The sequence below is a fragment of the Acinetobacter thutiue genome, from assembly GCF_030385805.1.
GTDB lineage: Bacteria > Pseudomonadota > Gammaproteobacteria > Pseudomonadales > Moraxellaceae > Acinetobacter > Acinetobacter corruptisaponis.
This window is the reverse complement of the sequence record NZ_JAUDZE010000004.1, coordinates 1-23,734: the sequence shown is the minus strand read 5'-3', so window position 1 is coordinate 23,734 and position 23,734 is coordinate 1. Positions and strand designations below refer to the sequence as shown.

At 42.5% G+C, this 23,734-nt stretch carries 22 protein-coding genes; 15 read left to right on the top strand and 7 right to left on the bottom strand.

All coding sequences use genetic code 11. The annotated features are described in order from the left end of the window. Window positions 1-155: 155 nt before the first annotated feature. The 8 genes from uvrB (at window position 156) to proB (ending at window position 10,209) form a co-directional block, all read left to right on the top strand. Window positions 156-2,180, top strand: a complete 2,025-nt coding sequence (gene uvrB / locus QTA56_RS10450) for an excinuclease ABC subunit UvrB (protein ID WP_267980899.1) — start codon at window positions 156-158, stop codon at window positions 2,178-2,180. 115 nt (window positions 2,181-2,295) lie between these two features. Continuing rightward, the gene (locus QTA56_RS10445) at window positions 2,296-2,880 is read left to right on the top strand and encodes a lipocalin family protein (protein WP_267980898.1); all 585 of its coding nucleotides are present in this window, start codon (window positions 2,296-2,298) and stop codon (window positions 2,878-2,880) included. Between the two features lie 108 nt (window positions 2,881-2,988). Next, window positions 2,989-3,933, top strand: a complete 945-nt coding sequence (rarD, locus tag QTA56_RS10440; protein WP_267980897.1) for an EamA family transporter RarD — start codon at window positions 2,989-2,991, stop codon at window positions 3,931-3,933. A 263-nt stretch (window positions 3,934-4,196) separates the two neighbouring features. Further along, window positions 4,197-5,654 carry a glyceraldehyde-3-phosphate dehydrogenase gene (locus QTA56_RS10435; RefSeq protein ID WP_267980896.1) on the top strand — a complete coding sequence of 486 codons (1,458 nt, stop codon included), beginning with the start codon at window positions 4,197-4,199 and terminating at the stop codon, window positions 5,652-5,654. A gap of 625 nt (window positions 5,655-6,279) precedes the next feature. Continuing rightward, the gene (locus QTA56_RS10430) at window positions 6,280-7,023 is read left to right on the top strand and encodes an MFS transporter (RefSeq protein ID WP_267980895.1); all 744 of its coding nucleotides are present in this window, start codon (window positions 6,280-6,282) and stop codon (window positions 7,021-7,023) included. Then, window positions 7,023-7,703: a hypothetical protein gene (locus tag QTA56_RS10425; protein WP_267980894.1), complete on the top strand. Its 681-nt coding sequence runs from the start codon at window positions 7,023-7,025 to the stop codon at window positions 7,701-7,703. Before QTA56_RS10430 ends, QTA56_RS10425 begins: the two co-directional genes overlap by 1 nt. Before the next feature lie 115 nt (window positions 7,704-7,818). Continuing rightward, a complete protein-coding gene (gene cgtA / locus QTA56_RS10420; RefSeq protein WP_267980893.1) occupies window positions 7,819-9,060 on the top strand; it encodes an Obg family GTPase CgtA in 1,242 nt (413 codons plus the stop codon). 15 nt (window positions 9,061-9,075) lie between these two features. Beyond that, window positions 9,076-10,209 (top strand): glutamate 5-kinase, encoded by a 1,134-nt coding sequence (proB, locus tag QTA56_RS10415; protein ID WP_267980892.1) that lies wholly within the window; start codon window positions 9,076-9,078, stop codon window positions 10,207-10,209. Window positions 10,210-10,246: 37 nt separating this feature from the next. On the opposite strand, the gene QTA56_RS10410 is transcribed toward proB, so the two are convergent. Beyond that, complete coding sequence (locus tag QTA56_RS10410) at window positions 10,247-10,921, bottom strand: HAD-IB family hydrolase (protein ID WP_267980891.1); 675 nt, start codon at window positions 10,919-10,921, stop codon at window positions 10,247-10,249. Beyond that, window positions 10,888-12,096, bottom strand: coding sequence for a DUF1615 domain-containing protein (locus QTA56_RS10405; RefSeq protein ID WP_267980890.1), 1,209 nt, complete (start codon window positions 12,094-12,096; stop codon window positions 10,888-10,890). Before QTA56_RS10405 ends, QTA56_RS10410 begins: the two co-directional genes overlap by 34 nt. A gap of 82 nt (window positions 12,097-12,178) precedes the next feature. Between QTA56_RS10405 and dusB the strand changes: the two genes are divergently transcribed. Beyond that, window positions 12,179-13,204, top strand: a complete 1,026-nt coding sequence (dusB, locus tag QTA56_RS10400; protein ID WP_267980889.1) for a tRNA dihydrouridine synthase DusB — start codon at window positions 12,179-12,181, stop codon at window positions 13,202-13,204. 29 nt (window positions 13,205-13,233) lie between these two features. Here the strand turns inward: dusB and oxyR are convergent, their stop codons facing one another. The 4 genes from oxyR to rubA form a co-directional block, all read right to left on the bottom strand. Beyond that, window positions 13,234-14,139 carry a LysR family transcriptional regulator OxyR gene (oxyR, locus tag QTA56_RS10395; protein ID WP_267980888.1) on the bottom strand — a complete coding sequence of 302 codons (906 nt, stop codon included), beginning with the start codon at window positions 14,137-14,139 and terminating at the stop codon, window positions 13,234-13,236. A gap of 6 nt (window positions 14,140-14,145) precedes the next feature. Beyond that, entirely contained in the window at window positions 14,146-15,093 is a 948-nt protein-coding gene (locus tag QTA56_RS10390) for an alpha/beta fold hydrolase (RefSeq protein WP_267980887.1), read from the bottom strand. Window positions 15,094-15,182: 89 nt separating this feature from the next. After that, the gene (rubB, locus tag QTA56_RS10385; protein WP_267980886.1) at window positions 15,183-16,364 is read right to left on the bottom strand and encodes a rubredoxin reductase RubB; all 1,182 of its coding nucleotides are present in this window, start codon (window positions 16,362-16,364) and stop codon (window positions 15,183-15,185) included. Window positions 16,365-16,446: 82 nt separating this feature from the next. Further along, on the bottom strand, window positions 16,447-16,611 hold the full coding sequence (gene rubA, locus QTA56_RS10380; protein WP_004678010.1) for a rubredoxin RubA: 165 nt from the start codon (window positions 16,609-16,611) through the stop codon (window positions 16,447-16,449). A gap of 345 nt (window positions 16,612-16,956) precedes the next feature. Between rubA and QTA56_RS10375 the strand changes: the two genes are divergently transcribed. The 6 genes from QTA56_RS10375 (at window position 16,957) to cysN (ending at window position 23,577) form a co-directional block, all read left to right on the top strand. Further along, complete coding sequence (locus tag QTA56_RS10375) at window positions 16,957-17,394, top strand: SRPBCC family protein (protein ID WP_267980885.1); 438 nt, start codon at window positions 16,957-16,959, stop codon at window positions 17,392-17,394. A 157-nt stretch (window positions 17,395-17,551) separates the two neighbouring features. Next, the gene (gene lysS, locus QTA56_RS10370) at window positions 17,552-19,078 is read left to right on the top strand and encodes a lysine--tRNA ligase (RefSeq protein ID WP_267980884.1); all 1,527 of its coding nucleotides are present in this window, start codon (window positions 17,552-17,554) and stop codon (window positions 19,076-19,078) included. A 153-nt stretch (window positions 19,079-19,231) separates the two neighbouring features. After that, window positions 19,232-20,689 carry a capsule assembly Wzi family protein gene (locus tag QTA56_RS10365; RefSeq protein WP_267980883.1) on the top strand — a complete coding sequence of 486 codons (1,458 nt, stop codon included), beginning with the start codon at window positions 19,232-19,234 and terminating at the stop codon, window positions 20,687-20,689. Between the two features lie 230 nt (window positions 20,690-20,919). Further along, window positions 20,920-21,018: a hypothetical protein gene (locus QTA56_RS10360; RefSeq protein ID WP_004677999.1), complete on the top strand. Its 99-nt coding sequence runs from the start codon at window positions 20,920-20,922 to the stop codon at window positions 21,016-21,018. Next, complete coding sequence (gene cysD / locus QTA56_RS10355; protein ID WP_004755735.1) at window positions 21,011-21,919, top strand: sulfate adenylyltransferase subunit CysD; 909 nt, start codon at window positions 21,011-21,013, stop codon at window positions 21,917-21,919. Before QTA56_RS10360 ends, cysD begins: the two co-directional genes overlap by 8 nt. A gap of 44 nt (window positions 21,920-21,963) precedes the next feature. Continuing rightward, complete coding sequence (gene cysN, locus QTA56_RS10350; protein WP_267980882.1) at window positions 21,964-23,577, top strand: sulfate adenylyltransferase subunit CysN; 1,614 nt, start codon at window positions 21,964-21,966, stop codon at window positions 23,575-23,577. A gap of 61 nt (window positions 23,578-23,638) precedes the next feature. On the opposite strand, the gene QTA56_RS10345 is transcribed toward cysN, so the two are convergent. Beyond that, window positions 23,639-23,734, bottom strand: a 96-nt coding sequence (locus QTA56_RS10345; protein WP_267981085.1) for an IS3 family transposase, incomplete at its 5' end; no start/stop codon positions are given.

The window sequence follows — 23,734 nt, the reverse complement described above, 5'->3', positions numbered from 1 at the left end:
TATACATTCATGTTGCAGTTGATTAGGCTGATGGTCAAGTAAAATATATGAAATTCAATAACACAAAAGATTTTAAGAAATTGTTCATCAGATACTTTAAATTGAATGTATCTCACCCCATAAATAAAGATTAAATTTAGTGTAGGAATGAGCCTGTGAGCGAAAACCAACCTTTTGAGTTAGTCACCAACTACCAGCCAGCAGGTGATCAACCTCAGGCGATTGAGAAGCTTGTAAGTGGGATTGAACAGGGTTTTCGTAATCAGTTGCTGCTTGGGGTAACGGGTTCAGGTAAAACCTACACCATGGCCAATGTGATTGCCCAAACCCAGCGACCCACCATTGTGATGGCGCATAACAAAACGCTTGCAGCACAGCTTTATGGTGAGTTTAAGGCTTTCTTCCCAAACAATGCGGTGGAGTATTTCGTTAGTTACTACGATTACTATCAGCCAGAAGCCTACGTACCCTCATCAGATACGTTTATTGAAAAAGATTCCGCCATCAATGACCATATTGACCAGATGCGGCTCTCTGCAACCCGTGCTTTGCTGGAACGCCGTGATGCCATCATTGTGGCTTCGGTTTCTGCCATTTATGGTTTGGGTGATCCAAACGCCTACATGCAGATGCTGTTGCATATTGTGCAGGGTGATCGGGTCAGCCGTGATGACATCATTCGCCGTCTGGTGGAAATGCAATATACCCGTAACGAATTGGAGTTTCTACGTGGTACATATCGTATCCGTGGTGAAATCATTGATATTTTCCCTGCTGAATCAGATCAGGATGCGATTCGGGTGGAATTGTTCGATGATGAGGTGGACTCAATCCGCTGGTTTGATCCATTGACTGGAAAACTGGTGCGTAAAGTGCCGCGTGTGACCATTTATCCAAAGAGCCACTATGTTACGCCGAAAGACCATTTAACCCGTGCCATTGATACCATCAAGGATGAGTTAAAAGACCAGCTTAAGTTCTTCAAGGATCATGACAAGTTACTGGAAGCGCAACGTATTGAGCAGCGTACCCGTTATGATCTGGAGATGATGCAGCAGTTGGGCTATACCAATGGGATTGAAAACTACTCACGTCATTTGTCAGGTCGTACAGCAGGTGAAGCACCACCCACCTTGTTTGATTATATCCCTGAAGATGCGTTGCTGATCATTGATGAATCGCATGTCACTGTTCCTCAGATTGGTGCGATGTATAAGGGAGACCGTTCCCGTAAAGAAAATCTGGTGAATTATGGTTTCCGTTTGCCAAGTGCCTTGGATAACCGTCCAATGCGCTTTGAGGAATGGGAACGGATTGTGCCGACCACAGTTTTTGTCAGTGCAACGCCAGCACGTTATGAACTGGAGAAATCAGAACAGATTGTTGAGCAGGTGGTACGTCCAACAGGGTTGATTGATCCTGAGATCGAGGTTCGTCCTGTGTTGACACAGGTGGATGATGTCTTGTCTGAAATCAACATTCGTAAACAGGTGAATGAGCGTGTGCTGGTTACCACATTAACTAAACGTATGGCAGAGGACTTAACTTCATATTTGAAAGAATATGGTATCAAGGTGGCATATCTACATTCAGATATTGATACCGTTGAACGGGTTAAGATTATCCATGAATTGCGGACAGGTGTGCATGACGTACTGGTCGGCATTAACCTGTTGCGTGAAGGTCTGGATATGCCAGAAGTGTCGTTGGTGGCAATTCTGGATGCGGACAAAGAAGGCTTTCTACGTTCTGAGCGTTCCTTGATCCAAACCATTGGACGTGCTGCCCGTAATGTGAAAGGTAAAGCAATTTTATATGCGGACCGCATCACTGACTCCATGCGTAAGGCAATGGATGAAACAGAACGCCGTCGTAATAAACAGATCGAGTTTAATGAATTACATGGAATTACCCCACGTAGTGCTGTTCGTCAGGTGATCAAGGAAATTGATACAGGTGAAGTGTTAAGTGATGATCAGGTTGATGAAAAAATTGTTGATCAACACAAGGCAATCAGTGCTGATGAACAGCATCTTTTATCTGATCCAAAATTGTTTGCGAAGCACATTGGCAAACTGGAAAAGGAAATGTTAAAGGCATCCAAGGAGCTACAGTTTGAGCAGGCTGCAAGACTCCGTGATGAGATCGTTCGTTTAAAGGCACACATGCTGCAATCTTGATTTTTAAGAGAAATCCTCAAAGGCGATACATATCGCAACAGAATTTGTTTATAAATTGGGCTATGTTACAGAACGAATGACCATTTATAACAAATTTCTGTTTTGAGGATTTCTGATGCCATTTATTAAAAGTTTCCCAAAGGCAAGTTGGCGTTTAGCAAAAATAGCAGTGGGCGGTGCAGTTTTAACGGGGTTGGCTGTAGGAACAATTGCCTATGCCCAGGCAAAACCTTTACCCACTGTTGAAAAAGTAGAACTCGATAAGTATTTGGGTGTTTGGTATGAGGTGGCCCGAAAGCCAATGTTTTTTGAGCGTAAATGCGCATTTAACGTCACGGCAACCTATACGCTGAATGAAAATGGCAACATCGTGGTTGACAATAAATGCGCTGATCAGGATGGTAATTTACAACAGTCCCTAGGTGAAGCCTTTGTGGTGAATGCGCCATTTAACAGTAAATTAAAAGTCAGTTTTTTACCTGAGGGTGTGCGCTGGATTCCTGTCGGTCGTGGAGATTACTGGATTTTAAAACTGGATGAGGATTATCAGACGGTATTGGTGGGTGAACCACGCCGTAAGTATTTATGGGTGCTTTCCCGTATTCCGAATCCGAAAAAAGAAATTATCCATGAATATTTAAATTATGCGAAATCATTGGGCTATGATATTCATGATGTGATTTACCCTGAACATCGCTAAATTAAGATATACTGATTCCGTTTAAACCATGCTTGCATGGTTTTTTTATTTTTATATAGTGGATAAATCACGTATTTTTGCAGATTTTTCCAGTCGTAGAGGTTCAAAATGCTTAAAGGAATTGCTTATTCAGTTTTGGCCTCGGTAACGTTTGGTGTCTTGTATTTTTATACGCAGTTATTGGGTGCATTTGACAGTGAGCAGACCTTTGGCTGGCGAATAATCTCCACTTTGCCATTTCTGACTTTATTTATGTGGCTAAGTGGCGACTTAAGTCATATTCAGGCAATTTTTAAAAGAATTATCGCAAAGCCAGCTTTACTTCTGGTGTTAATGACCACCTCAATACTCACTTCTGCACAGTTATGGCTGTTTTTATGGGGACCGATGCATGGCCGTGGTTTACAGGTTTCACTCGGCTATTTCCTTTTGCCATTGGTGTTGGTACTTGCAGGGCGTTTTTTATATGGTGAGAAACTGTCTCGGTTTCAGTTTGTCGCTGTATTGTTGGCGGTCTTTGGGGTAGGGCATGAGATATGGCGTTTAGGACATATTGCCTGGGAAACAGCTCTGGTTGCGATTGGTTATACCGCTTATTTCGTGATTCGTAGAAAAATAAAAACAGATAATTTGGGCGGTTTTTGGTGGGATTTATTATTAATACTCCCTATTGCGATTTTCTTTACCCAAACAGGTAATACACCTTATTTAAAATTTCTGGAGCAGCCAAGTCTGGTTCTGGTTGTCATGGGCTTGGGTGTTTTAAGTGCGATAGGCTTGGGAAGTTATATCTTGGCCAGCCGCTATTTACCACTCATTATTTTTGGTCTGTTGGGCTATTTGGAACCTGTGCTTTTGGCGCTGGTATCATTGATGATGGGTGAGGAAATTGGTAGTGAAGAATGGCTGACCTATATTCCAATCTGGTTGGCAGTCTTGGTTCTGGTGCTTGAGGGTGCGGTGCATGTCTATCAGCAAAGACAGCGAAAAGAGCAATTGCAACTGAACTTAAAGCATTATCCAAAACGCCTGAATGTGGATGAAAAAGAATAAAACTGTGGTTTTATCTGCCTTATAAACCAAAATGATCAGGAAAATTGTTATGAGGCTGGACTAAATCATCGCTATTATGATGATTGAAAAAGAATTTTACCTAAAATCACAAAAATAATTATAGGTATTTTATGAATTTATAGTCAATTAGGACAAAATCTTAGCTCAAATAGCAGCTTTTGATTCAATATTGATGATAATTCTATTACAATTATGGCGTTTTAAAATTCACGCCCAGTATATATAAATTAGAGGACGTCACTGTGAGCAAAGACACTATCGTTGCCCTACACGCAGAACACCAAGGTCGTTGGAAAAACCGTGAAGAAATCGCGGAACGTATGATTACTTTAATTGGTCAATTATACCGTGAGAAAAATATTGTTGTTTCTGTTTACGGCCGTTCTTTAATTAACCGTTCAGTGATTCAGATTTTAAAAACACACCGCCGTACACGTATGGTTGATGTTGAGCTTTCAGTTGTCAACACGTTCCCAATTCTTGAAGCATTGATGAAAATTGAAAACATCGGTTCTGCTGAAGTTGATATCGGTAAACTTGCTGTTGAATACAAAAACCAGGGTGGTGATGTAGACGCTTTTGTTGCAAATGCTGTTGCACCAATTCAGGGTAATGCGACTTCTGAACAGCCTAAAGATGTTGTTCTTTACGGTTTTGGCCGTATTGGTCGTATTCTGGCGCGTTTAATCATCAGCCAATCAGGCTTGGGGCGTGGTTTAAGCCTTAAAGCAATCGTTGTGCGTAAATCATCTGATGGTGACTTGGCGAAACGTGCTTCTTTGTTACGTCGTGACTCTATTCACGGTACTTTTGACGGTACGATCTCTGTTGATGAAGAAAATGAAGCAATCATCGCAAATGGTAACTTCATTAAAGTCATTTATGCTTCAAGCCCAAGCGAAGTGGATTACACCGCTTATGGTATTGAAAATGCGCTTCTTATCGACAACACGGGTAAATGGCGTGATGCAGAAGGTCTGAACCAACACTTGAAATGTCCAGGTATTGCACGTGTAGTTTTGACTGCACCAAGTAAAGGTGAGATGAAGAACGTTGTATATGGCGTAAACAACACTGATATCCTGGATGAAGACAAAATCATCTCTGCTGCAAGCTGTACAACCAACGCAATTACACCTGTACTAAAAGTGTTGGATGACAAATACAAAGTATTAAATGGTCATGTTGAAACAGTTCACTCGTTCACAAACGACCAGAACCTGATTGATAACTACCACAAGGCTGACCGTCGTGGTCGTGCTGCAACATTGAACATGGTAATCACTGAAACTGGTGCTGCAAAAGCGGTTGCCAAGGCATTACCAGGCCTTAAAGGCAAGTTGACGGGTAACTCAGTACGTGTTCCTACACCAAACGTTTCACTTGCAATCTTGAACTTAAACCTAGAGAAAGAAGTTGATCGTGAAGAAGTGAACGAATACATTCGTCAAATCTCAATCAACTCTAGCCTACAAGGTCAAATCGGTTATACCAACTCAACTGAGGTTGTATCAAGCGATTTTATCGGTTCGCGTACTGCTGGTGTGTTTGATGCACAGGCAACAATCACTTCTGGTACACGTTTAACTGCCTATGTTTGGTACGATAACGAAGTGGGTTATAGCTGTCAGGTATTGCGTATTGCTGAACAAATGTGCGGCGTAAGCTATGCGAAAATTCCTGCTCAAACAAATGCATAATTTGTTTTAGCTTTAAAAATGGAAGCCATCGGGCTTCCATTTTTCTATGGATGCTCTAAAGTATAATCAATCATTCAAACCTAGAATAAATACAAAGATGTATATCATTCCACAGTTTTATCGTACCCATAACTTATGGGGAATTTTTTTATCAGTTTTGTATTTATCTCTTTTGTTTGGTATATCTTTCAATATATTTATTTCCAGCATACAGGAGATTTTTATTGGATCACAAGAAATAATAGTATGACTCGTTTAGTTAAAAGTGAGTATTTTATCTTTTTATTTGCATTGGATAGTCTTGTATTTATGATGCTATTTTTATGCAAAGCTCAATATTTTGTGAAAATAGGAAGATGGTTAGGAATTATGACATTTCCTATATTCCTGTATTATTTATGGCATATAGGTGGAATGCCGCTATATTTACTTAACATTATAATTGTGAGTTTTTGTATGGCTCGTGATTGAAATTTTTATGAAATTATCTTTCTACTTCTAATAGATTTAAATAATAGAAGATCTGAGCACATTGAAATCCTGATTGTACAGAACCTATGCTGATAAAAACATTAAAATAAAAGAAAATAGAGACAAAGGAAGATGATTGGTTAGGAATACTTCATTGTTGCAGTTCAGACGTTTATTCACGGTATTTGCCTTAATTGTGGTGGCCAACTTGTGTGGCGTATATATTGCGATGTGGGTGTTTAAGCATTTTAATATTTATATTCCATTGAAGAATCAGGATGTTGCGATTGATTTACAAGAGCCTCTACAGGTAAGGGTAAAAGTTCAGGATGCCTTAAATGTTGATGTGAATGGGCGTGTGGATGCACAAATCCCCATCAATGAGCAACTCAATGTTCCCTTAACCCAGACACTGACTCCACGTGTTTATTTTGATAATTTAGTCCCGATTAGCACCACCATTCCTGTTAAGGAAACCATTAAGGTCAACCAGAGTCTGCCGATTGATACCAAGGTTCAGGTGAAGATTTTGGGTAAGGATGTCACTTTGCCCTTAAAAGGTTCGATTCCATTACAGCTTGATGTACCGATTGATATCCAGGTTCCTCTACAGCAAAAGGTACATTTAAAGTTTGATGCGCCTGTTCGTACCGTCCTGAAAGAAAATCTAAATATTCCATTAAAAGCCCAACTCAATGCCAATATTCCCATTCAGGGAAAGTTGAATGTACCGATTACCTCTGAACTAAACGCTTCTGTTGATGTAAAAAATACCTTACCAGTCAAAATTGCTCAGGGTGAGTTGAAGATTCCTCTGTCAACGATGTATTTAAATCGTGTAAAAACTGAACCTGTAGATGAACCAGCAACTCCACAAGACTTGAAAATAGGTGAGTAATGGACATCACCAAATCATTTAAAAGTTTGCTAATCAGTTTTGTGATCTTAACCACGCTGGTCACGATCTTATTCTGGTTTTATCTCAATATTCAGGCATCGTTGATTGTTTCTGCACAGCAGGCGGATATTCGTTTGCCACAATCACTTGTGACCAAAATTCAGGTGGGTGACCATTTGCAGGTCAAGTCAGAGGGAAAACTCAATACAACCCTCGATATTAACCGTACTCTGCAACTGCCTTTAACAGGAAAATATCTGGCAGACCTGAGTTTTGAGGTTGAAACACCCATTACCGTGGATATCAATTATGAAACCTTGTTAAAAGTGGATGAGGTAATTCCGATTGAAACCAGCACTGACCTGATTTATCAAAATAAACTATTGCCCAAGTTTCCCCTAAAACTCAATGTTCCAGTCAAGCTGGATCTTCCATTTCAGTTGAAGCGAAGATATACCGTTCCTGTAAAAATCGTATTTGATGGCCCCGTTTATTTTGCTTTTGATGAGTCGGTCAACCTGCCTGTAAAGCATCAGTTTAAACCCAGTTTTTATATGAATGATGCCATCAATCTGAACAATATCTCCTCGTTTAATGCCACCATGTTCAACTCGGTTCAGCAAACCAAAGCCAATCTAGACATGCAAATGGATTTGCCATTAAAGAATGTGCATCCATAACGCCATGAAATATCGCTTTTTTAAAGCCAGAAACGTATTTGCTGATTTTTCTATTCGAGAAATTTATTAAAATGTGGCAAAATAGTCCGCTTTTAAGATTTTAGAGGATTGGCACATGCGCTTTGTTGATGAAGCAGTCATAACCGTAGAGGCTGGCGACGGTGGCAATGGCGTAGCCAGTTTTCGCCGTGAAAAATTTGTCCCATTTGGTGGTCCCGATGGCGGTGATGGGGGACGTGGTGGAAGTATCTATATCCAGGCCGATGATGATACTGGTACGCTGGTTGATTACCGTTATACCCGTCGATTCCGTGCGGAACGTGGTAAGAATGGTGCTGGTGCGAACTGTTCAGGTCGTGGTGGTGAGGACGTTATTCTAAAAGTACCTGTGGGTACAACCATCGTGGATACTGAATCTGGCGACATTATTGGCGACTTGGTCAAGGATGGTCAGCGTGTAAAAGTGGCACATGGCGGTGATGGCGGTTTAGGTAACACACACTTTAAATCATCGACCAACCGTTCACCACGTAAATGCACACATGGTATCAAGGGCGAATATCGTGAAGTACGTTTAGAGTTAAAAGTGCTTGCAGATGTTGGCCTGCTGGGCATGCCAAATGCTGGTAAATCCACGTTTATCCGCGCAGTCAGTGCGGCCAAGCCAAAAGTGGCAGACTATCCATTTACCACCATGGTACCTAATCTGGGTGTGGTGGATGCGGATCGTCATCGTTCATTCGTGATGGCGGATATTCCAGGATTGATTGAAGGTGCGGCAGAGGGTGCAGGTCTAGGGATTCGCTTCCTTAAACACTTGGCGCGTACCCGTATACTGTTGCATATTGTGGATGTCCAGCCGATTGATGGTTCTGACCCTGCACACAATGCCAGAGCAATTCTAGGCGAGCTGAAAAAATTCTCTCCAACCTTGGCAAAACTTCCACTGGTTCTGGTGCTGAACAAGCTTGACCAGATTGCTGAAGAATCAAGGGATGAATGGTGCCAGCACATTTTGGATGAATTGCAGTGGACAGGTCCAGTATTCAAGACATCTGGCCTTATGTCAGAAGGCACCAAAGAAGTTGTGTATTACCTTATGGATCAAATTGAGCAACAGCGTGAACGTGAAGTTGAAGATCCTGAGTATGCAGCAGAAGTTAAAGCATTCCGTGAGCAGCTTGAGGCTGAAACACGTGAACAAACCATCGCGGCAAAAGAAGCTTATCGTGCCATGCGTAAGGCTCAGCGTGAAGCGGGTCTGGAAGACGATGAGGATGACTTTGATGACGATGAGGATGACTTTGATGACGATGAGGATGAAGGCGGCGTAGAAAGCATTTACGTACGCGACTAGTGAACCGAGGAAAAAATGATAGAAGTGGTCGATGGGCAACGTCAGCTCAATGCGTGTAAACGAATCGTTGTTAAAATCGGATCATCTTTACTCACTGCAAATGGGCAAGGTCTAGATTTAAATGCAATTTCGCACTGGGCGAAACAGATTGCAAATCTACACAGTGCTGGACATGAAATCATACTCGTGTCCTCAGGTGCAGTGGCAGAAGGGATGGTACGCATGAAACTTGCGAGTCGACCCACCGATCTACCCAGTTTGCAGGCCTGTGCCGCCATTGGTCAAATGGGCTTGATTCATACATGGTCAAGCGTACTGGATCAGCATGGTATTCAAACCGCACAGGTTCTACTCACGCATGATGATCTCGCTGATCGCCGCCGTTACCTCAATTCCTGTGATGCCTTGCAAAACCTGATTGACTGGCGCGTGATTCCTGTCATCAATGAAAATGACACGGTTTCAACTGATGAAATCCGTTTTGGTGACAATGATACCTTGGCTGCAATGGTGGCGGGACAGGTTCAGGCGGAACTATTGATTATCCTAACTGATCAGCAGGGCATGTTCGACTCTGACCCTCGCAGCAACCCAAATGCCAAACTGTTCTCTGCGGTTCGGGCACTGGATGACAGTCTGTTTGAAATGGCAGGCGGTGGCGGTGTACTTGGTCGTGGTGGTATGGTGACCAAGGTGCGTGCCGCACGTCTTGCTGCAAGATCAGGTTGTCCAACCCTGATTGCCAGTGGTGAAAGTGAAAATGTGCTTGCTCGCCTGATGGCTGGTGAAATGCTGGGAACATTGTTTACCACAGACAATGACCGTGTTACGGCGCATCAACAATGGTTGGCGGCGCATTTACAAACAGCAGGTCGTTTAGTGATTGATGATGGCGCGGTTGAAGCGATCAAACTTAAGCATCGTAGTTTGTTACCTGTTGGTGTTAAAGCGATTGAAGGTCATTTTGATCGTGGTGACGTGGTGGAGTGTGTTGATAAACATGGTGGTCGTATTGCAGTGGGACGTGTGAATTTCAGCTCCCGTTCAGCCGAAATGATCAAGGGTTTATCATCAGAAAAAGTCTATCAGGTTCTGGGCGAGGCTCGTTCTCTAGAAATGATTCACCGTGACCATATGGCGATTTACTAAATTACCATATAAAAAAAGCCTGATTAACTCAGGTTTTTTATATCTGCTTTAAATTTTGCCAAAGCATCACTTCTTTTTGCTTTAATTCAGGCAAGGGATTTTCTGTCCCCATCATATAGGCAAAATCGGCGAGTGAGAGCATATCTAGATCTTCCTCACTATTTCCGTAAGCATAGACAAACCCATAATCAGCCAGATTATATTTCTGTAAAATGCGGAGTTTCTTCTGTTCACAGCTACAGTCTTCGGAACTGTAATGACCTGTCAGCAGGCCATTCTTAATTTCTGTTGCTGTACAGATTAATTCGATATTCAGAAACTCACAGATTGGCACAAGATAAAGATCAACCGAAGCCGAAACCAGCACAATGTGATCACCCTGTTGTTGGTGCAGGCGAAGTTGTTGCAATAAGTTCTGATCTAAATTTTGAATAAGCTGGTGTGCATATTCCTGTGCCAAATTTTGTACGAAATCTGCTGCAATGCCCTTAAACATGCTCTGAAACAAGCGTGGTCGCATCGCATGGGCAGGGTATAGCTTTAAATAATAGGCCTGAATCCAAGGTAGGATTTTCAAGCCTTTTTTTACGATATGTCGTTTTGAAAGCGTATAAAAAATAAATCCAGTAAAACTGTCCTTGGGATAAAGTGTCCCATCAAAATCAAATAAGGCAAGATTTAAAGTTTTATGTGTTTCGCTCTTTGCATGCATGTTTCATATCGTCCATTTACACGGCTTGCGAACCAATTGGTGTTGTAGTCACGACTGAGTTTGGGACCTGAAATCACCACCTGCGGCATGACTGCATAAACTGGTTCTTTATGAGTTTTGTTCTGGTAAAGCTTTTGTACCGCTAAATAGGTTTGGGTATCCTCAAATTTTTTCTCTTTTTCTTTTTTTAAGTCAGTACGAATCTGGCGTGGTGTCACCAGAATGTTATTTTGTGCAAAAATTGCAATAAGCTCTTTCTCTGTCTGGCTTTGGGTTGCCCTGATATCACCATTCTTGGTATAGAGCAGTAAGTCGCCATCTAGACTGATTTCAGTTTTGGTCAGTGCATTCAGCATACTCTGAAAAGCCGCATTTCGACTGGAATACATGCCTGAGTTATAGTCTGCGAAACGATAGATGGCCTTGTCATAATCGGCAGGGTATTCCATTAAACGGTGAATACCATAATATAGACCGCCGTATTGGGTATAAAGATCATTGCGTAGTTCAGCGATATTGCCGCTTTGGCGTTTATGTTCTTTGGCATAGTTGATATGAACCTGCATGGAACCCAATGTGGTAATTGGATTCATCTTTTCACCAATATCCTGACCCACCAGTTTTGCAGCACCTGTTAATGCACTGACATGGTAATGTTTGGACATATAGTCAAAAATTTCACGATAGAGTAAATCCAGCTCGCGTTCGGTTTTGACCTTACGCATTTGGCTCATGTAATTGTTTTCTGGTGAGGGCTGGTTTTTCAGCACATCTTCAAAATACTCCGCCACTGTTCCACCAATGGTTTCACCCAGTTTGGCCTCAAACTTTTCCTTTAAACGGCTGTTAATTTCCTGTACCGCTTTTTCACCCAGTCCAGGCACGGCAGGGTCGGCAACAAAATTTGATTCCTGATCAACCACAGCGACCACACTACACACATTCTGCTTGGTTTTCGGAATACTGAGTTCCTGCATAATGTCGAAAATATCTTGTGCCCAGGACTGTCGGTCATTCACACGCGCTGGAATGACTTTCTTAATCTGCTCTGCTTCCATTTCAGGTTCTTTGCCATTCGACCACCATGCATTGTCACCGCAGGCACTGAGACTGATGCAGGCTGCAATGATGCTAAAGGTTTTAAATAAAGGACGAGCTGGGAACGATTTGTTCATAATCAGGACAACACCGCATAAAAAGATGAGTCAAATGGGCGAATGAAGTATACTATGTTGATCAGAATTTGTAAGAAAATATATGTATATTGGCTCATACCAGCTGTCAAATAATTTGATTGTTGCCCCTATGGCAGGTGTCACTGACAGGCCATTCCGTTCATTATGCAAGTACTTCGGGGCAGGGCATGCGGTCAGTGAAATGATGACGGCTGACAAAACCCTGCGTATGAGCAAAAAGAGTTTATATCGGGCCAATTTTGATGGTGAGCTTGCACCCATCTCCGCACAAATCGCAGGTTCTGACCCGTTTGAATTAGCCGAGGCAGCACGTTATCAGGTTGCCAATGGTGCTCAAATTGTTGATATCAATATGGGCTGCCCAGCCAAAAAAGTCTGTAACAAGCTTGCTGGTTCGGCTTTGCTACAAGATGAAGACCTCGTTGCTCGTATTTTAGATACCGTGGTTGCCGCAGTAGATGTTCCTGTTACCTTAAAAACTCGTCTGGGTTTTCTGAATGGTCAGGAAAATATCCTACGTGTGGCAAAACGAGCTGAACAGGCAGGCATTGCAGCCTTGGCCCTGCATGGCCGTACCCGTGAGGATATGTATTTAAATACAGCCCGTTATGAGTTGATTAAGCAAGTTAAGCAAATGATCAATATTCCCTTAGTTGCCAATGGTGACATTGATAGTCCTGAAAAAGCCAAATATGTGCTGGACTATACAGGTGCAGATGCGATTATGGTTGGACGGGCCGCACAGGGAAGACCGTGGATTTTTCGGGAAATTGCGCATTATCTAAAAACTGGCGAACATCTGGCTGCACCTGATATTGCCGAGGTAAAAACGGTTCTGCTTGGGCATCTTGCTGAACTCTATCAGTTCTATGGTGAGTATTCTGGTTGCCGTATTGCCCGTAAGCATATTGCCTGGTACACCAAGGGTTTACGTTCAAGTAATGAATTTCGCCAGAATATGTATAAGGTTGAGAATACCGCTGATCAGGCAAAAGTGGTGGAAGCCTATTTTGATCAGTTACTTGATCAAGGGCAGCGTATGAGTGATGTTCAGGTTGAGCAGGTAAATTTATTAGAGATCAAGTAGGGGCGAAGTGAATTCGCCCAAAGTATTGATTATTCCAAATGTGCAGTGATTTTTTGCAAGATTTGCAGAATCACATCAAACTCACTTTGCAGTGGTGTGCTCTTACGCGTCACTAAGGCAAGGATGCGGCTTGGAGCATCTTCAATTGATTTCACTTCAATATCTTCATTGAAATGAATCATGCTGTTCTTCAATGCAATTTCAGGCAATAAAGTAAAGCCTAGGTCTGAAGAGACCATTTCCACCAAGGTTGGTAGTGAACTTGCCTTTAAACGGTGGTCATTCTTGCGTTCACCCACAGGACAGGCACTGAGGGCATGGTCACGCAAACAATGACCTTCTTCCAGCAGCATAAGGCGGGACAAATCCAGATCATCTAGGGAATTTGCATTGGCCGCATTTTTATCTTTCTTGTTGTAGACAAGGAATAAATGCTCTTTGGCAATTTCGACAACCTTTAAGCTACGCGTATCAAAAGGCAGCGCAAGCACAATCATGTCCAGATTGCCATGTTCCAGTTTCTCTACAATCTTCTCGCTTTGAGCCTCATGCAAATGGAGTTGAATTTTTGGCAACTGCTGGTGCACTTCATCCAAAAGCTGGGTCAGGATAAAGGGTGCAATGGTTGGGATGATGCCAAGATGCAGGTCACCTGTTAAAGGTTCGCTCATTTCACGGCTTAAACGCATCAGGTCCTGCGCATCGGCCAATAATACACGGGCCCTTGCGACAACCTGCTCACCTAAAGGGGTTAAACGGACGTTTTGACGATCACGCTCAACTAAGACGCCACCTAATAAGCGCTCCAGTTCCATGATGCCACCCGACAGTGTTGACTGGGTAACAAATGAACGGCGTGCTGCTTCGGTAAAATGTAAAGTTTCTGACAACGTAACTAAATATGATAGCTGTCTTAATGAGGGTAATGCAGCCATAGTGTCCTAGTGTGATGATCTAAAATGATGAGCAAACAAACCGCTAAGTTGTGGAATGAAATGTGCTGGAATATCATGCCCCATTCCTTGAATTAATTCAAACTTAGCACCAGAAATCGCTTTTGCTACAGCTTTTCCGTGACTTGGGGGCAGCAAACGGTCTCTTGAACCATGAACCACCAAGGTCGGTTGGGTAATGTTCCTGTTTAATGGCAACAGGGAACCCGTACATAATATTGCTAAAAACTGTTGAAGTACACCCGCTGGGTAAAAACTACGACGATATAGCTTGCGAATGGTTTGAATTGCCTCAACCTGGTTCACATAACCTGGTGATCCAATGATGTGAAATACTTTTAGGCTGTGATTGACAATGGTTTCCTCGTCATGCGCTGGTGGTTTGCCCAGTAGGCTTAAAATCTGTTTTGGATAAGGTGGTGGTAGAAAAGGCTGGTTGTTACTGGTAAACAGCAAGCCCACTTTTTCAATTTTTTCTGGATATTTTGCCGCAACAATCTGTGAAATCATGCCACCCATGGATGCACCAAGAATATAGGTTTTCTCTATACCCAACTGGTCAATCAGCATGGCAACATCATCTGCCATGTCATACAGGGTATAGAGTGCTCCCTCATTGCCAAGACCGACCATAAAGCGGCTCATCAGCTTCATGGTGTTGAGGCGTTGGCGTTCCTTGTTGCGGACCTTGGAAGATAAGCCAATATCACGGTTGTCAAAACGGATAACTCTAAAGCCTTGATCAATCAGTGATTTACAAAAGAAGTCAGGCCAGAACAGCATTTGTGCACCCAAACCCATGATTAGTAGAATGGTTGGGTGTTCAGGATTGCCGCCCATCTCTACATGCAATTCAATGCCATTGCCCAAAGTGACTTTGGTTTCCTGCATAAAAGGTGCATAAGGCGACATGTTAAATTGTAGAGCACTGTTCATGGCATTCGTTCCGTGTTGAATTTTTTTTATAAATACAGGGTCAGAGTTTGCTGGACATTCATTTCACAACAAACTCTGGTATTTAAACCCTAAACCTGTGCAGGAATCAAGTCAGGAACGAGTTTGGTTAAGGTTAAGCGCTGTTTACCTGCGGTTGCCCCCAACAGCACAAAACCTCTTAAGGTGCCTTGACCATCTGCTGCTTTGGCAAGCATACCGTCATCAAACTCTTCAGTTTCCCAGTTCACCTCAACATCCAGTGGTGCAGGTAAAACAGTCAGCGGTGCAGCAGGTGTTTTTACCGCAACTGGCATTGCAGGATAATGGACATTGGTATTTTGACCACTCAGTGTTTTTGCCAAGGCACGGGCCTGTTGCATGATTGGCATGACGAATGGCAGCAATGTTCCATTCACCTCAGCACAGTCACCCACCGCATAGATGTCAGGCTGGCTGGTTTCCAATAGGGTATTGGTAATGATGCCACGACTGGTCTGGATATTTGCTTCTTTTGCCAGTGCAATATTTGGCTGTAAACCAATTGCTGAAAGAACGATGTCAGCGACCAAGGTCTGACCATTGGCCAATGTGACCGCATAGTCTTCGCCATCATTGATCTTGGTCACTTTTTCAACAGTGGTTGAAAGGGCGAATTTAATGCCCGCCTGCTCTAAATTGGTTTTAAACGCTTCCGCAACATGGTTTGGTAACAAACGGCCCAGTGGCTGTGGGGCAAGGTCGATCACGGTGACATCGTAGTTACTGTGAAGTAAGTCATTGGCAAATTCACAGCCAATCAAGCCCGCACCCAAAATAACCACACGCTTGTCTTTACGTTTTGACAGGTTTTCACGGAATGTACGGTAATCAGTCAGTGAGTTCACCACATGAATATCATCGCTACCATCACCTGCAATGGCTAAACGGATTGGATTGGCACCCACAGCCAAAACGAGTTTTGAATAGGGTTGAGTAATGGTTTCACCATTTTTTTCCAATGTGATTTCATGGCTTTCAGCATTGATTTCCTTGACCCAGGTTGCTGCCTCAATACGCATGTTCAACTGGGTTGCCATTTTTGCGGCATCGCCCAAAGCAATTTGTTCAGGTGCCTTATTGCCCGCAAACGCATTGGATAATGTTGGTTTTGCATAATTCACCGCATCATCCGCACAGATCATAACCAGTTCCTGTTCAGGACTGAGTTTACGAAATTCTCGCGCAACGGTGTAACCCGCCATACCTGATCCAATGATGATGATAGGATGCATTATATTCTCCAATATTTTTTTCACTTAAAACACATTACAGGAAAAAAAAGACCATGATCATGTCATGGTCTTTTCGATCTATTTAGATTTCAACCATTTCAAAATCAGCTTTTGAAACGCCGCAATCTGGGCAAGTCCAGTCATCTGGGATGTCTTCCCATTTGGTACCTGCTGCAATGCCGTCTTGTGGCCAGCCTTCAGCTTCGTCGTAAATCCATCCACAGACGATACATTGATATTTTTTCATGTGACTCTCCAAACTGATAGGTATGCTCAAGTTGCCTTTCAGTAAAACTATTCCATAATGTCGCTACGATCGCTGCAATGAACTAACTTGTGTTGATCGGGAGTTAGATTTTTACGCAGAACGACATTTAAGTAAAGTAAATGCAAGAGTTTAATGATTTATACAAAAAGTGGAATGGCAAATTCATCTGAAAGTCTTGTTATTTGAGCAATTACTCTAATTTTTAGAAAAATATAATGACTTGTGTAATAAAAAAAGACCGAATTACATAAAAATAGTAGTATAAAAAATAAACATTCAGAATAAAGATATGATCATTGGCACAATGAGAATGGAGAATAACGCATGGAAACCCTATCCTATAACATCAGAATTTACGCCTCTCCCGAGGAGGTTTGGAAAACACTCTGGACACCTGAAAGTTACCAGACCTGGACAAAATTCTTTTCCTGTGACTCAACCATGAAAACCGACTGGAAAGTGGGTGGTAAAACTTATTTTGGTGATGGCAAGGGCAATGGTATGGTCTCCACCATCGAAAGTCTGGATGAGCCTAAAGAGGTGGTGTTTAGGCATCTTGGCATGATTCAGGATGGAAAAGAGGATTTGGAAAGTGAGGAGGTGAAAGCTTGGGCAGGCGCATTGGAAAAATATATGCTCTTTGACTTTGATGGCGAAACCCAACTGCATGTAGAAGTTGATGTACAGCCTGAACATATCGAGTTTATGAATAAAGGCTTTGATCAGGGACTTGCGATGGTTAAACACTTGGCGGAAAAATAACTAGAAAGCCACGCAATAGATAGGGCTTAATTAAACGGCGATTCTATTTAAAATTGATAAATATTCATTTTTTTGAATTGTTCAGTTGAAATAATACGAAAACGTCTCATGATCTGCTATTCTATGCCACTTCATTTTTACTTAACCCGAGGCAGAGATGACGCAACAAAACGCTCAATCGACTTCTGAACAAACACTTTCTGAAAACGATTTAATCGCACAGCGTCATGCCAAATTAAAACAAATTCAGGATACTGCAAAGGAAACTGGCAAGAGTCCTTGGCCGAATACATTTAAGCGTGAGCATTATACTGCTGACCTGCAAGAACAGTTTAAGGAACAGGACAAGGCACAGATTGAAGGTGCTGAAAAAGTCTATGTAAAGGTTGCGGGTCGTGTCATGCTGAACCGTGGATCATTCATTGTGATTCAGGACATGACAGGTCGTATCCAGCTTTATGTTGACCGTAAAGGTTTGCCAGCTGAAACTTTGGAAACAATCAAAAGTCTGGATCTCGGCGATATTATTGCGGCTGAAGGTTATATAGGGCGTTCTGGTAAAGGTGATTTATATGTACACCTTGAACAGTTTGAATTGCTGACCAAGTCACTTCGTCCACTACCAGATAAATTTCACGGTTTAACCGATACCGAAGCGAAATATCGTAAACGTTATTTAGATCTGATCGTCAACGAAGAGACCCGTAAGACTTTTGAAATTCGTGCCAAGGTTGTGGCGGGGATTCGTGCGTTTCTAAGTAATGAACGTTTCATGGAAGTTGAAACCCCAATGATGCATGTGATTCCTGGTGGAGCATCAGCTCGTCCATTTGAAACGCATCATAATGCTTTGGATATGCCGTTGTTCCTACGTATCGCACCAGAGCTTTACTTAAAGCGTTTGGTAGTAGGTGGTTTCGAGCGTGTATTTGAAATTAACCGTAACTTCCGTAATGAGGGAGTTTCAACACGCCATAACCCTGAATTCACCATGATTGAATTCTATCAGGCTTATGCTGACTATAAAGACCTGATGGCATTGACCGAAAATATGCTTGAAAAGCTTGCCCTTGATATTCTGGGTACGACTGATGTGCCATATCAAGGCGAAGTATTTAGCTTTAAAGGTCCATTCAAGAAAATCTCAATGTTTGATGCGATTCTTGAACATAATCCTGATTTCACACCAGAAAATGTCAATGACCGTGAGTTTTTGGCGAAGTTCACTCAGGAAGTGCTTAAAGAGCAAGTGAAACCTGGCTTTGGTTTAGGTAAATTACAGACCATCGTGTTTGAAGAGACTGTGGAAACCAAACTACGTCAGCCAACATTCATTACTGAATATCCAGCGGAAACGTCACCGCTTGCACGCCGTAATGATGATAATCCACACATTACTGATCGTTTTGAATTCTTTATTGGTGGTCGTGAGTTGGCAAATGGTTTCTCAGAGCTAAACGACCCGATTGATCAGGCTGAACGTTTTCAGGCACAGGTGGCTGAAAAAGACGCGGGTGATGATGAAGCCATGCATTATGATGCCGAGTTTGTGGAAGCACTTGAATATGGTCTGCCTCCTACAGCAGGTGAGGGAATTGGTATTGACCGTTTGGTTATGCTTTTTGCTGATGCGCCGAGTATCCGTGACGTGATTTTATTCCCACATATGCGTCGTAAAGATTAATTTTTTAATCCTATAAATACTTGAAAAGGCCGCTTTTAAAAGTGGCCTTTTTGTTTGGATGTTAAAAAATGTAATTGTTTCGTTTAATGATTGAAAAGTGCAGATAAAAAAACGATGATGTCCTGCATAAATATATCTGAGAATATTTCTGGCATGTTTTTGAAAAAATCACTGTCTATGGCGGTATTTGCCTGCTTTTCTTCTATCACCCTTGCTCAGGGTTTAGTGCTGAATGATGAAAATTTACGTACCGATTTAAACTGGTTAAACCAGCAGGATGTAATCCAAATCAGTACCTCGACCTGGCCATTAAGTGGTGATGAAATTCAACGTGCCTTGGCGCAGGCGAAAGTCAGTAATAACACCCAGCAAAAAGTGGTTAATTCAGTCATTAATTCGCTAAAGGCAGATAATGCGCCAGCCAAGGTTGGTTTACATGCTGGTACTGATTTAAAAACCATTCCTCAAACATTTGGCGATAATCAAAAATCACAATATCAGGTTGCGGCTGAGTTTAATGCTGGCAGTGAGAACTGGGATGCAAAGCTTCGTATCAATGGCGAAAAAGATCCATTGATTGATAATGGACATGATGCCAATGTCGAGGGCTCATATCTTGCGGGCAAACTCTGGAATCAATGGATCATTGCTGGGCAAATCCCAACTTACTGGGGGCCAGGACATGATGGAAGCCTGATTCGTGGTGATGCCAGCCGTCCTGTTTACGGGTTAACCGCTCAGCGTGCGGTACAGAATGCCTTTGAAACGAAGTGGCTGTCATGGATTGGCCCTTGGCAATATCAGGCATTTGCAGGGCAACTGGACGATTACAAAGCTGTACCAAATACAAAACTGATCGGTTTACGTTTAACTGCTCAACCTTTACCCTATCTGGAGCTTGGTGCTTCACGTGCAATCCAGATTGCTGGGAAAGGTCAGCCTAATAGTTTTAAGGCATATTGGAATGCTGTTATTGGTAAAGATAACGGATGTGATGAGAGTGGATGTGTAGGTGACGACAATGCATCAAACCAAATTGCTGGTTTCGATGGTCGTTTATTGCTACAGCCATTATTTAATCTCCCTATCAGTTTATATACTCAATTTGTTGGTGAAGATGAGGCTGGTGGTTTACCTGCAAAATATTTATATTTGGCAGGTGCCGATTTTTCTTCAAGCTATAAAAATTTACCTTACCAGCTTTATGCAGAATGGGCGGATACACGTACCAATGGTCAGGTGAGCGGTATTTCTTATAGTCATCACCAGTATAAAGATGGCTATTATCAGCATGGATTCCCATTAGGGCATGCAATGGGGGGAGATGGGCAGATGTATTCTGTTGGTGGTGACATTCGCTTTGATGTGATGAACCGCCTAAGTGGGCGTGCCTTATATGCCAAAGTAAACCAGTCCAATTTAGCCATTAATGCGGCATTTCCAAAAGAAGATACCATTAAGGGGCTGGACCTCACCTGGACACATTATATAAAACCTACACTTCCACTGAAAGTGAATGGCTGGGTAAGCGACTCTGATTTAAATGGCCGTGATGGTGGTGTTTCAGTGGGAGTTGAAATTCCACTGGAACGCAATATGTTCGGTTTCTAAATCAATCAATTTAGAAAGAAGCGTGTATAGGCTTCTTTCTGTTATATAAAATCATGTGAAATTTATTGTATCTATATTCCTGAATATAATTTTCATATCATAATTTTGCATATTGATATGAAAAAAAAAGCTAAAAAACTCGATCTAAATTATTATAATGGATAACCTTTGCTAGCAGGATCATTTATCCGCTAGGCAGAATATTGATATCACGAAAAATTGGAGTTGTTATGGCACTCGTTCCTCCACACGGTCTTCCAAGTGGTGGTTTAATACCACTTATAGATTTTATGGGTAACATGGATAAGGAGGGATGTGTTCATGACTGATAATAGACTTACTCACCTTAAGCAGCTTGAGGCTGAAAGTATTCACATTATTCGTGAAGTGGCTGCTGAATTTGAAAATCCAGTCATGCTCTATTCGATTGGTAAAGACTCGGCAGTAATGCTGCACTTGGCATTAAAGGCATTCTATCCAGCCAAACTTCCATTCCCACTACTGCATGTAGATACGGGCTGGAAATTTAAGGACATGATTGCATTTCGTGACAACATGGCAAAAACACATGGTTTTGATCTGATCGTGCATCAAAATGCGGAAGGGCGTGATGCAGGGATCAACCCATTTGACCACGGCAGCTCAAAATATACCGACATCATGAAAACCCAAGGTTTGAAGCAGGCGTTGGACAAATACCAGTTTGATGCCGCTTTTGGTGGTGCACGTCGTGATGAGGAAAAATCACGTGCCAAAGAGCGTGTTTATTCATTCCGTGATACCAAGCACCGTTGGGATCCGAAAAACCAGCGTCCAGAACTTTGGAACCTTTACAATGGTAAAGTGAACAAAGGTGAAAGCATTCGTGTGTTCCCATTGTCCAACTGGACTGAGTTGGATATCTGGCAATATATCTATCTGGAAAATATTCAAATCGTTCCTCTTTATTTCTCTGCGGTTCGTCCAGTGGTTGAGCGTAGTGGCACGTTGATCATGGTGGATGATGAGCGTATGCGTTTAAAAGAGGGCGAAGTTCCACAAATGAAATCGGTACGTTTCCGTACATTAGGCTGCTATCCATTAACAGGTGCGGTTGAGTCTGAAGCGGATACCTTGCCAGAAATTATCCAGGAAATGCTTTTAGCCACCAGTTCAGAGCGTCAGGGTCGTATGATTGACCATGATGAGGCTGGCTCGATGGAAAAGAAAAAGCAGGAAGGCTATTTCTAAGTTACTTGGCAAATTCGATTTCAAAATATTGTGGAGTTTGAGCGATGTCTCACCAATCAGATTTGATTAGCCAGGATATCTTGGCATACTTAAAACAGCATGAACAAAAAGACCTGTTGCGTTTCCTGACCTGCGGTAATGTCGATGATGGTAAAAGTACCTTAATTGGGCGTTTGCTTTACGATTCAAAATTGATTTATGAAGATCAATTGCAGGCAGTGACCCGTGACAGTAAAAAAGTGGGTACCACAGGCGATGCGCCTGACCTTGCCTTGCTTGTCGATGGCTTGCAGGCAGAACGTGAGCAGGGCATTACCATTGATGTCGCTTACCGTTATTTCTCTACAGAGAAACGTAAGTTTATTATCGCGGATACCCCAGGACATGAACAATATACCCGTAACATGGCAACAGGTGCTTCAACGGCTGATCTTGCCATCATTTTGATTGATGCGCGTTATGGTGTACAAACCCAAACTCGTCGTCATACCTTTATTGCAAGCTTGCTCGGTATTCGAAATATCGTGGTCGCGATCAACAAGATGGACTTGGTTGAGTTCTCTGAAGCACGTTTCAACGAAATTCAGGTTGAATATGATGCCTTTGTCAGCCAATTGGGCAACCGTCGTCCAGAGAATATCCTGTTTGTGCCAATTTCGGCATTGAATGGCGATAATGTGGTGAATCCATCAGCAAGCACGCCGTGGTACAAGGGTCAAACCTTGATGAACATTCTTGAGTCAGTGGAAATTAAACGTGATTCAAATAAAAAAGAATTCCGTTTCCCTGTTCAGTATGTAAACCGTCCAAACCTTGATTTCCGTGGCTTTGCTGGAACGATTGCGCTGGGCGAAATCAATGTGGGTGATGAGATTGTTGCATTGCCATCAGGTAAAAAATCAACGGTCAAAGAGATTGTGACCTTTGATGGCAACATTGAGCAAGCCATCGCAGGTCAGGCGGTGACCTTAACGCTGAATGATGAAATTGATATTTCCCGTGGTAACGTTTTAGTCCGTGCTGGCGAGCAACCCTTGATTTCACGTTCTGTACGAGCATCAGTGGTGTGGATGACTGAGCATCCTTTGGTCAAAGGCAAACTGTACAATGTGAAGATTGGTACACAGACTGTTCCTGCCAAAGTGACTGAAATTAACTTCCGTGTGAATGTCAATACACTTGAGCATACTCAGGTTGAAGAGCTTGAGCTGAATGCGATTGCTGATGTAGTGATTGAATTTGATGCGCCAGTGGTGTTTGACCAATATCAGGATAGCCGTTACACAGGTTCATTTATCTTTATTGACCGTTTAAGCAATGTGACTGTTGGCGCTGGTATGGTTGAAGCGGCAGTTGAATGGACGGTGCATAGCAATCCTGTCACTGCGGAAGATCGTGCGGCACGTTTGGGTCAAAAACCTGCGGTGATTGGTATTTCAGCGCAATTGATTGAACAGGCTCTGGCTTTGGAAAGTTTGTTGATTCAACAGGGTGTGGTTGCGATAGCCAAAGCAAATTTGACTGTTGAACAAATTAGTTTGTTACGCGAAACGGGTGTGGTGGTGATCACGACAGCTGTAGAGGGTACAGATACTGATGTGACAGCGGATAGTGTTGAAGAGGCTGCTGAAAAAGTAGTGGAATTGGTTCGTCTATAAGATTGAATTGATTTTGAAAAACCCGCACCAATGAACTGACCCCATAAAGTTGGACAGTTAGTTAAGCGGCAAACAAGGATTGAGTTCTGTACTCTACAGGACTCAATCCACCTAATTTCATCTTGATACGCTCATGATTGTAGTAGTGAATATACTC

Excerpts from the sequence above, each read along its gene's own strand:
- QTA56_RS10360 (WP_004677999.1), top strand. The coding sequence starts at position 20,920 with ATGGCACTCGTTCCTCCACACGGTCTTCCAAGTGGTGGTTTAATACCA.
- dusB (WP_267980889.1), top strand. The coding sequence starts at position 12,179 with ATGTATATTGGCTCATACCAGCTGTCAAATAATTTGATTGTTGCCCCT.
- oxyR (WP_267980888.1), bottom strand. The coding sequence starts at position 14,139 with ATGGCTGCATTACCCTCATTAAGACAGCTATCATATTTAGTTACGTTG.
- rarD (WP_267980897.1), top strand. The coding sequence starts at position 2,989 with ATGCTTAAAGGAATTGCTTATTCAGTTTTGGCCTCGGTAACGTTTGGT.
- cysN (WP_267980882.1), top strand. The coding sequence starts at position 21,964 with ATGTCTCACCAATCAGATTTGATTAGCCAGGATATCTTGGCATACTTA.
- cgtA (WP_267980893.1), top strand. The coding sequence starts at position 7,819 with ATGCGCTTTGTTGATGAAGCAGTCATAACCGTAGAGGCTGGCGACGGT.
- rubB (WP_267980886.1), bottom strand. The coding sequence starts at position 16,364 with ATGCATCCTATCATCATCATTGGATCAGGTATGGCGGGTTACACCGTT.
- QTA56_RS10445 (WP_267980898.1), top strand. The coding sequence starts at position 2,296 with ATGCCATTTATTAAAAGTTTCCCAAAGGCAAGTTGGCGTTTAGCAAAA.
- QTA56_RS10390 (WP_267980887.1), bottom strand. The coding sequence starts at position 15,093 with ATGAACAGTGCTCTACAATTTAACATGTCGCCTTATGCACCTTTTATG.
- QTA56_RS10425 (WP_267980894.1), top strand. The coding sequence starts at position 7,023 with ATGGACATCACCAAATCATTTAAAAGTTTGCTAATCAGTTTTGTGATC.
- rubA (WP_004678010.1), bottom strand. The coding sequence starts at position 16,611 with ATGAAAAAATATCAATGTATCGTCTGTGGATGGATTTACGACGAAGCT.
- QTA56_RS10375 (WP_267980885.1), top strand. The coding sequence starts at position 16,957 with ATGGAAACCCTATCCTATAACATCAGAATTTACGCCTCTCCCGAGGAG.
- QTA56_RS10410 (WP_267980891.1), bottom strand. The coding sequence starts at position 10,921 with ATGCATGCAAAGAGCGAAACACATAAAACTTTAAATCTTGCCTTATTT.
- lysS (WP_267980884.1), top strand. The coding sequence starts at position 17,552 with ATGACGCAACAAAACGCTCAATCGACTTCTGAACAAACACTTTCTGAA.
- QTA56_RS10365 (WP_267980883.1), top strand. The coding sequence starts at position 19,232 with ATGTTTTTGAAAAAATCACTGTCTATGGCGGTATTTGCCTGCTTTTCT.
- QTA56_RS10405 (WP_267980890.1), bottom strand. The coding sequence starts at position 12,096 with ATGAACAAATCGTTCCCAGCTCGTCCTTTATTTAAAACCTTTAGCATC.
- proB (WP_267980892.1), top strand. The coding sequence starts at position 9,076 with ATGATAGAAGTGGTCGATGGGCAACGTCAGCTCAATGCGTGTAAACGA.
- cysD (WP_004755735.1), top strand. The coding sequence starts at position 21,011 with ATGACTGATAATAGACTTACTCACCTTAAGCAGCTTGAGGCTGAAAGT.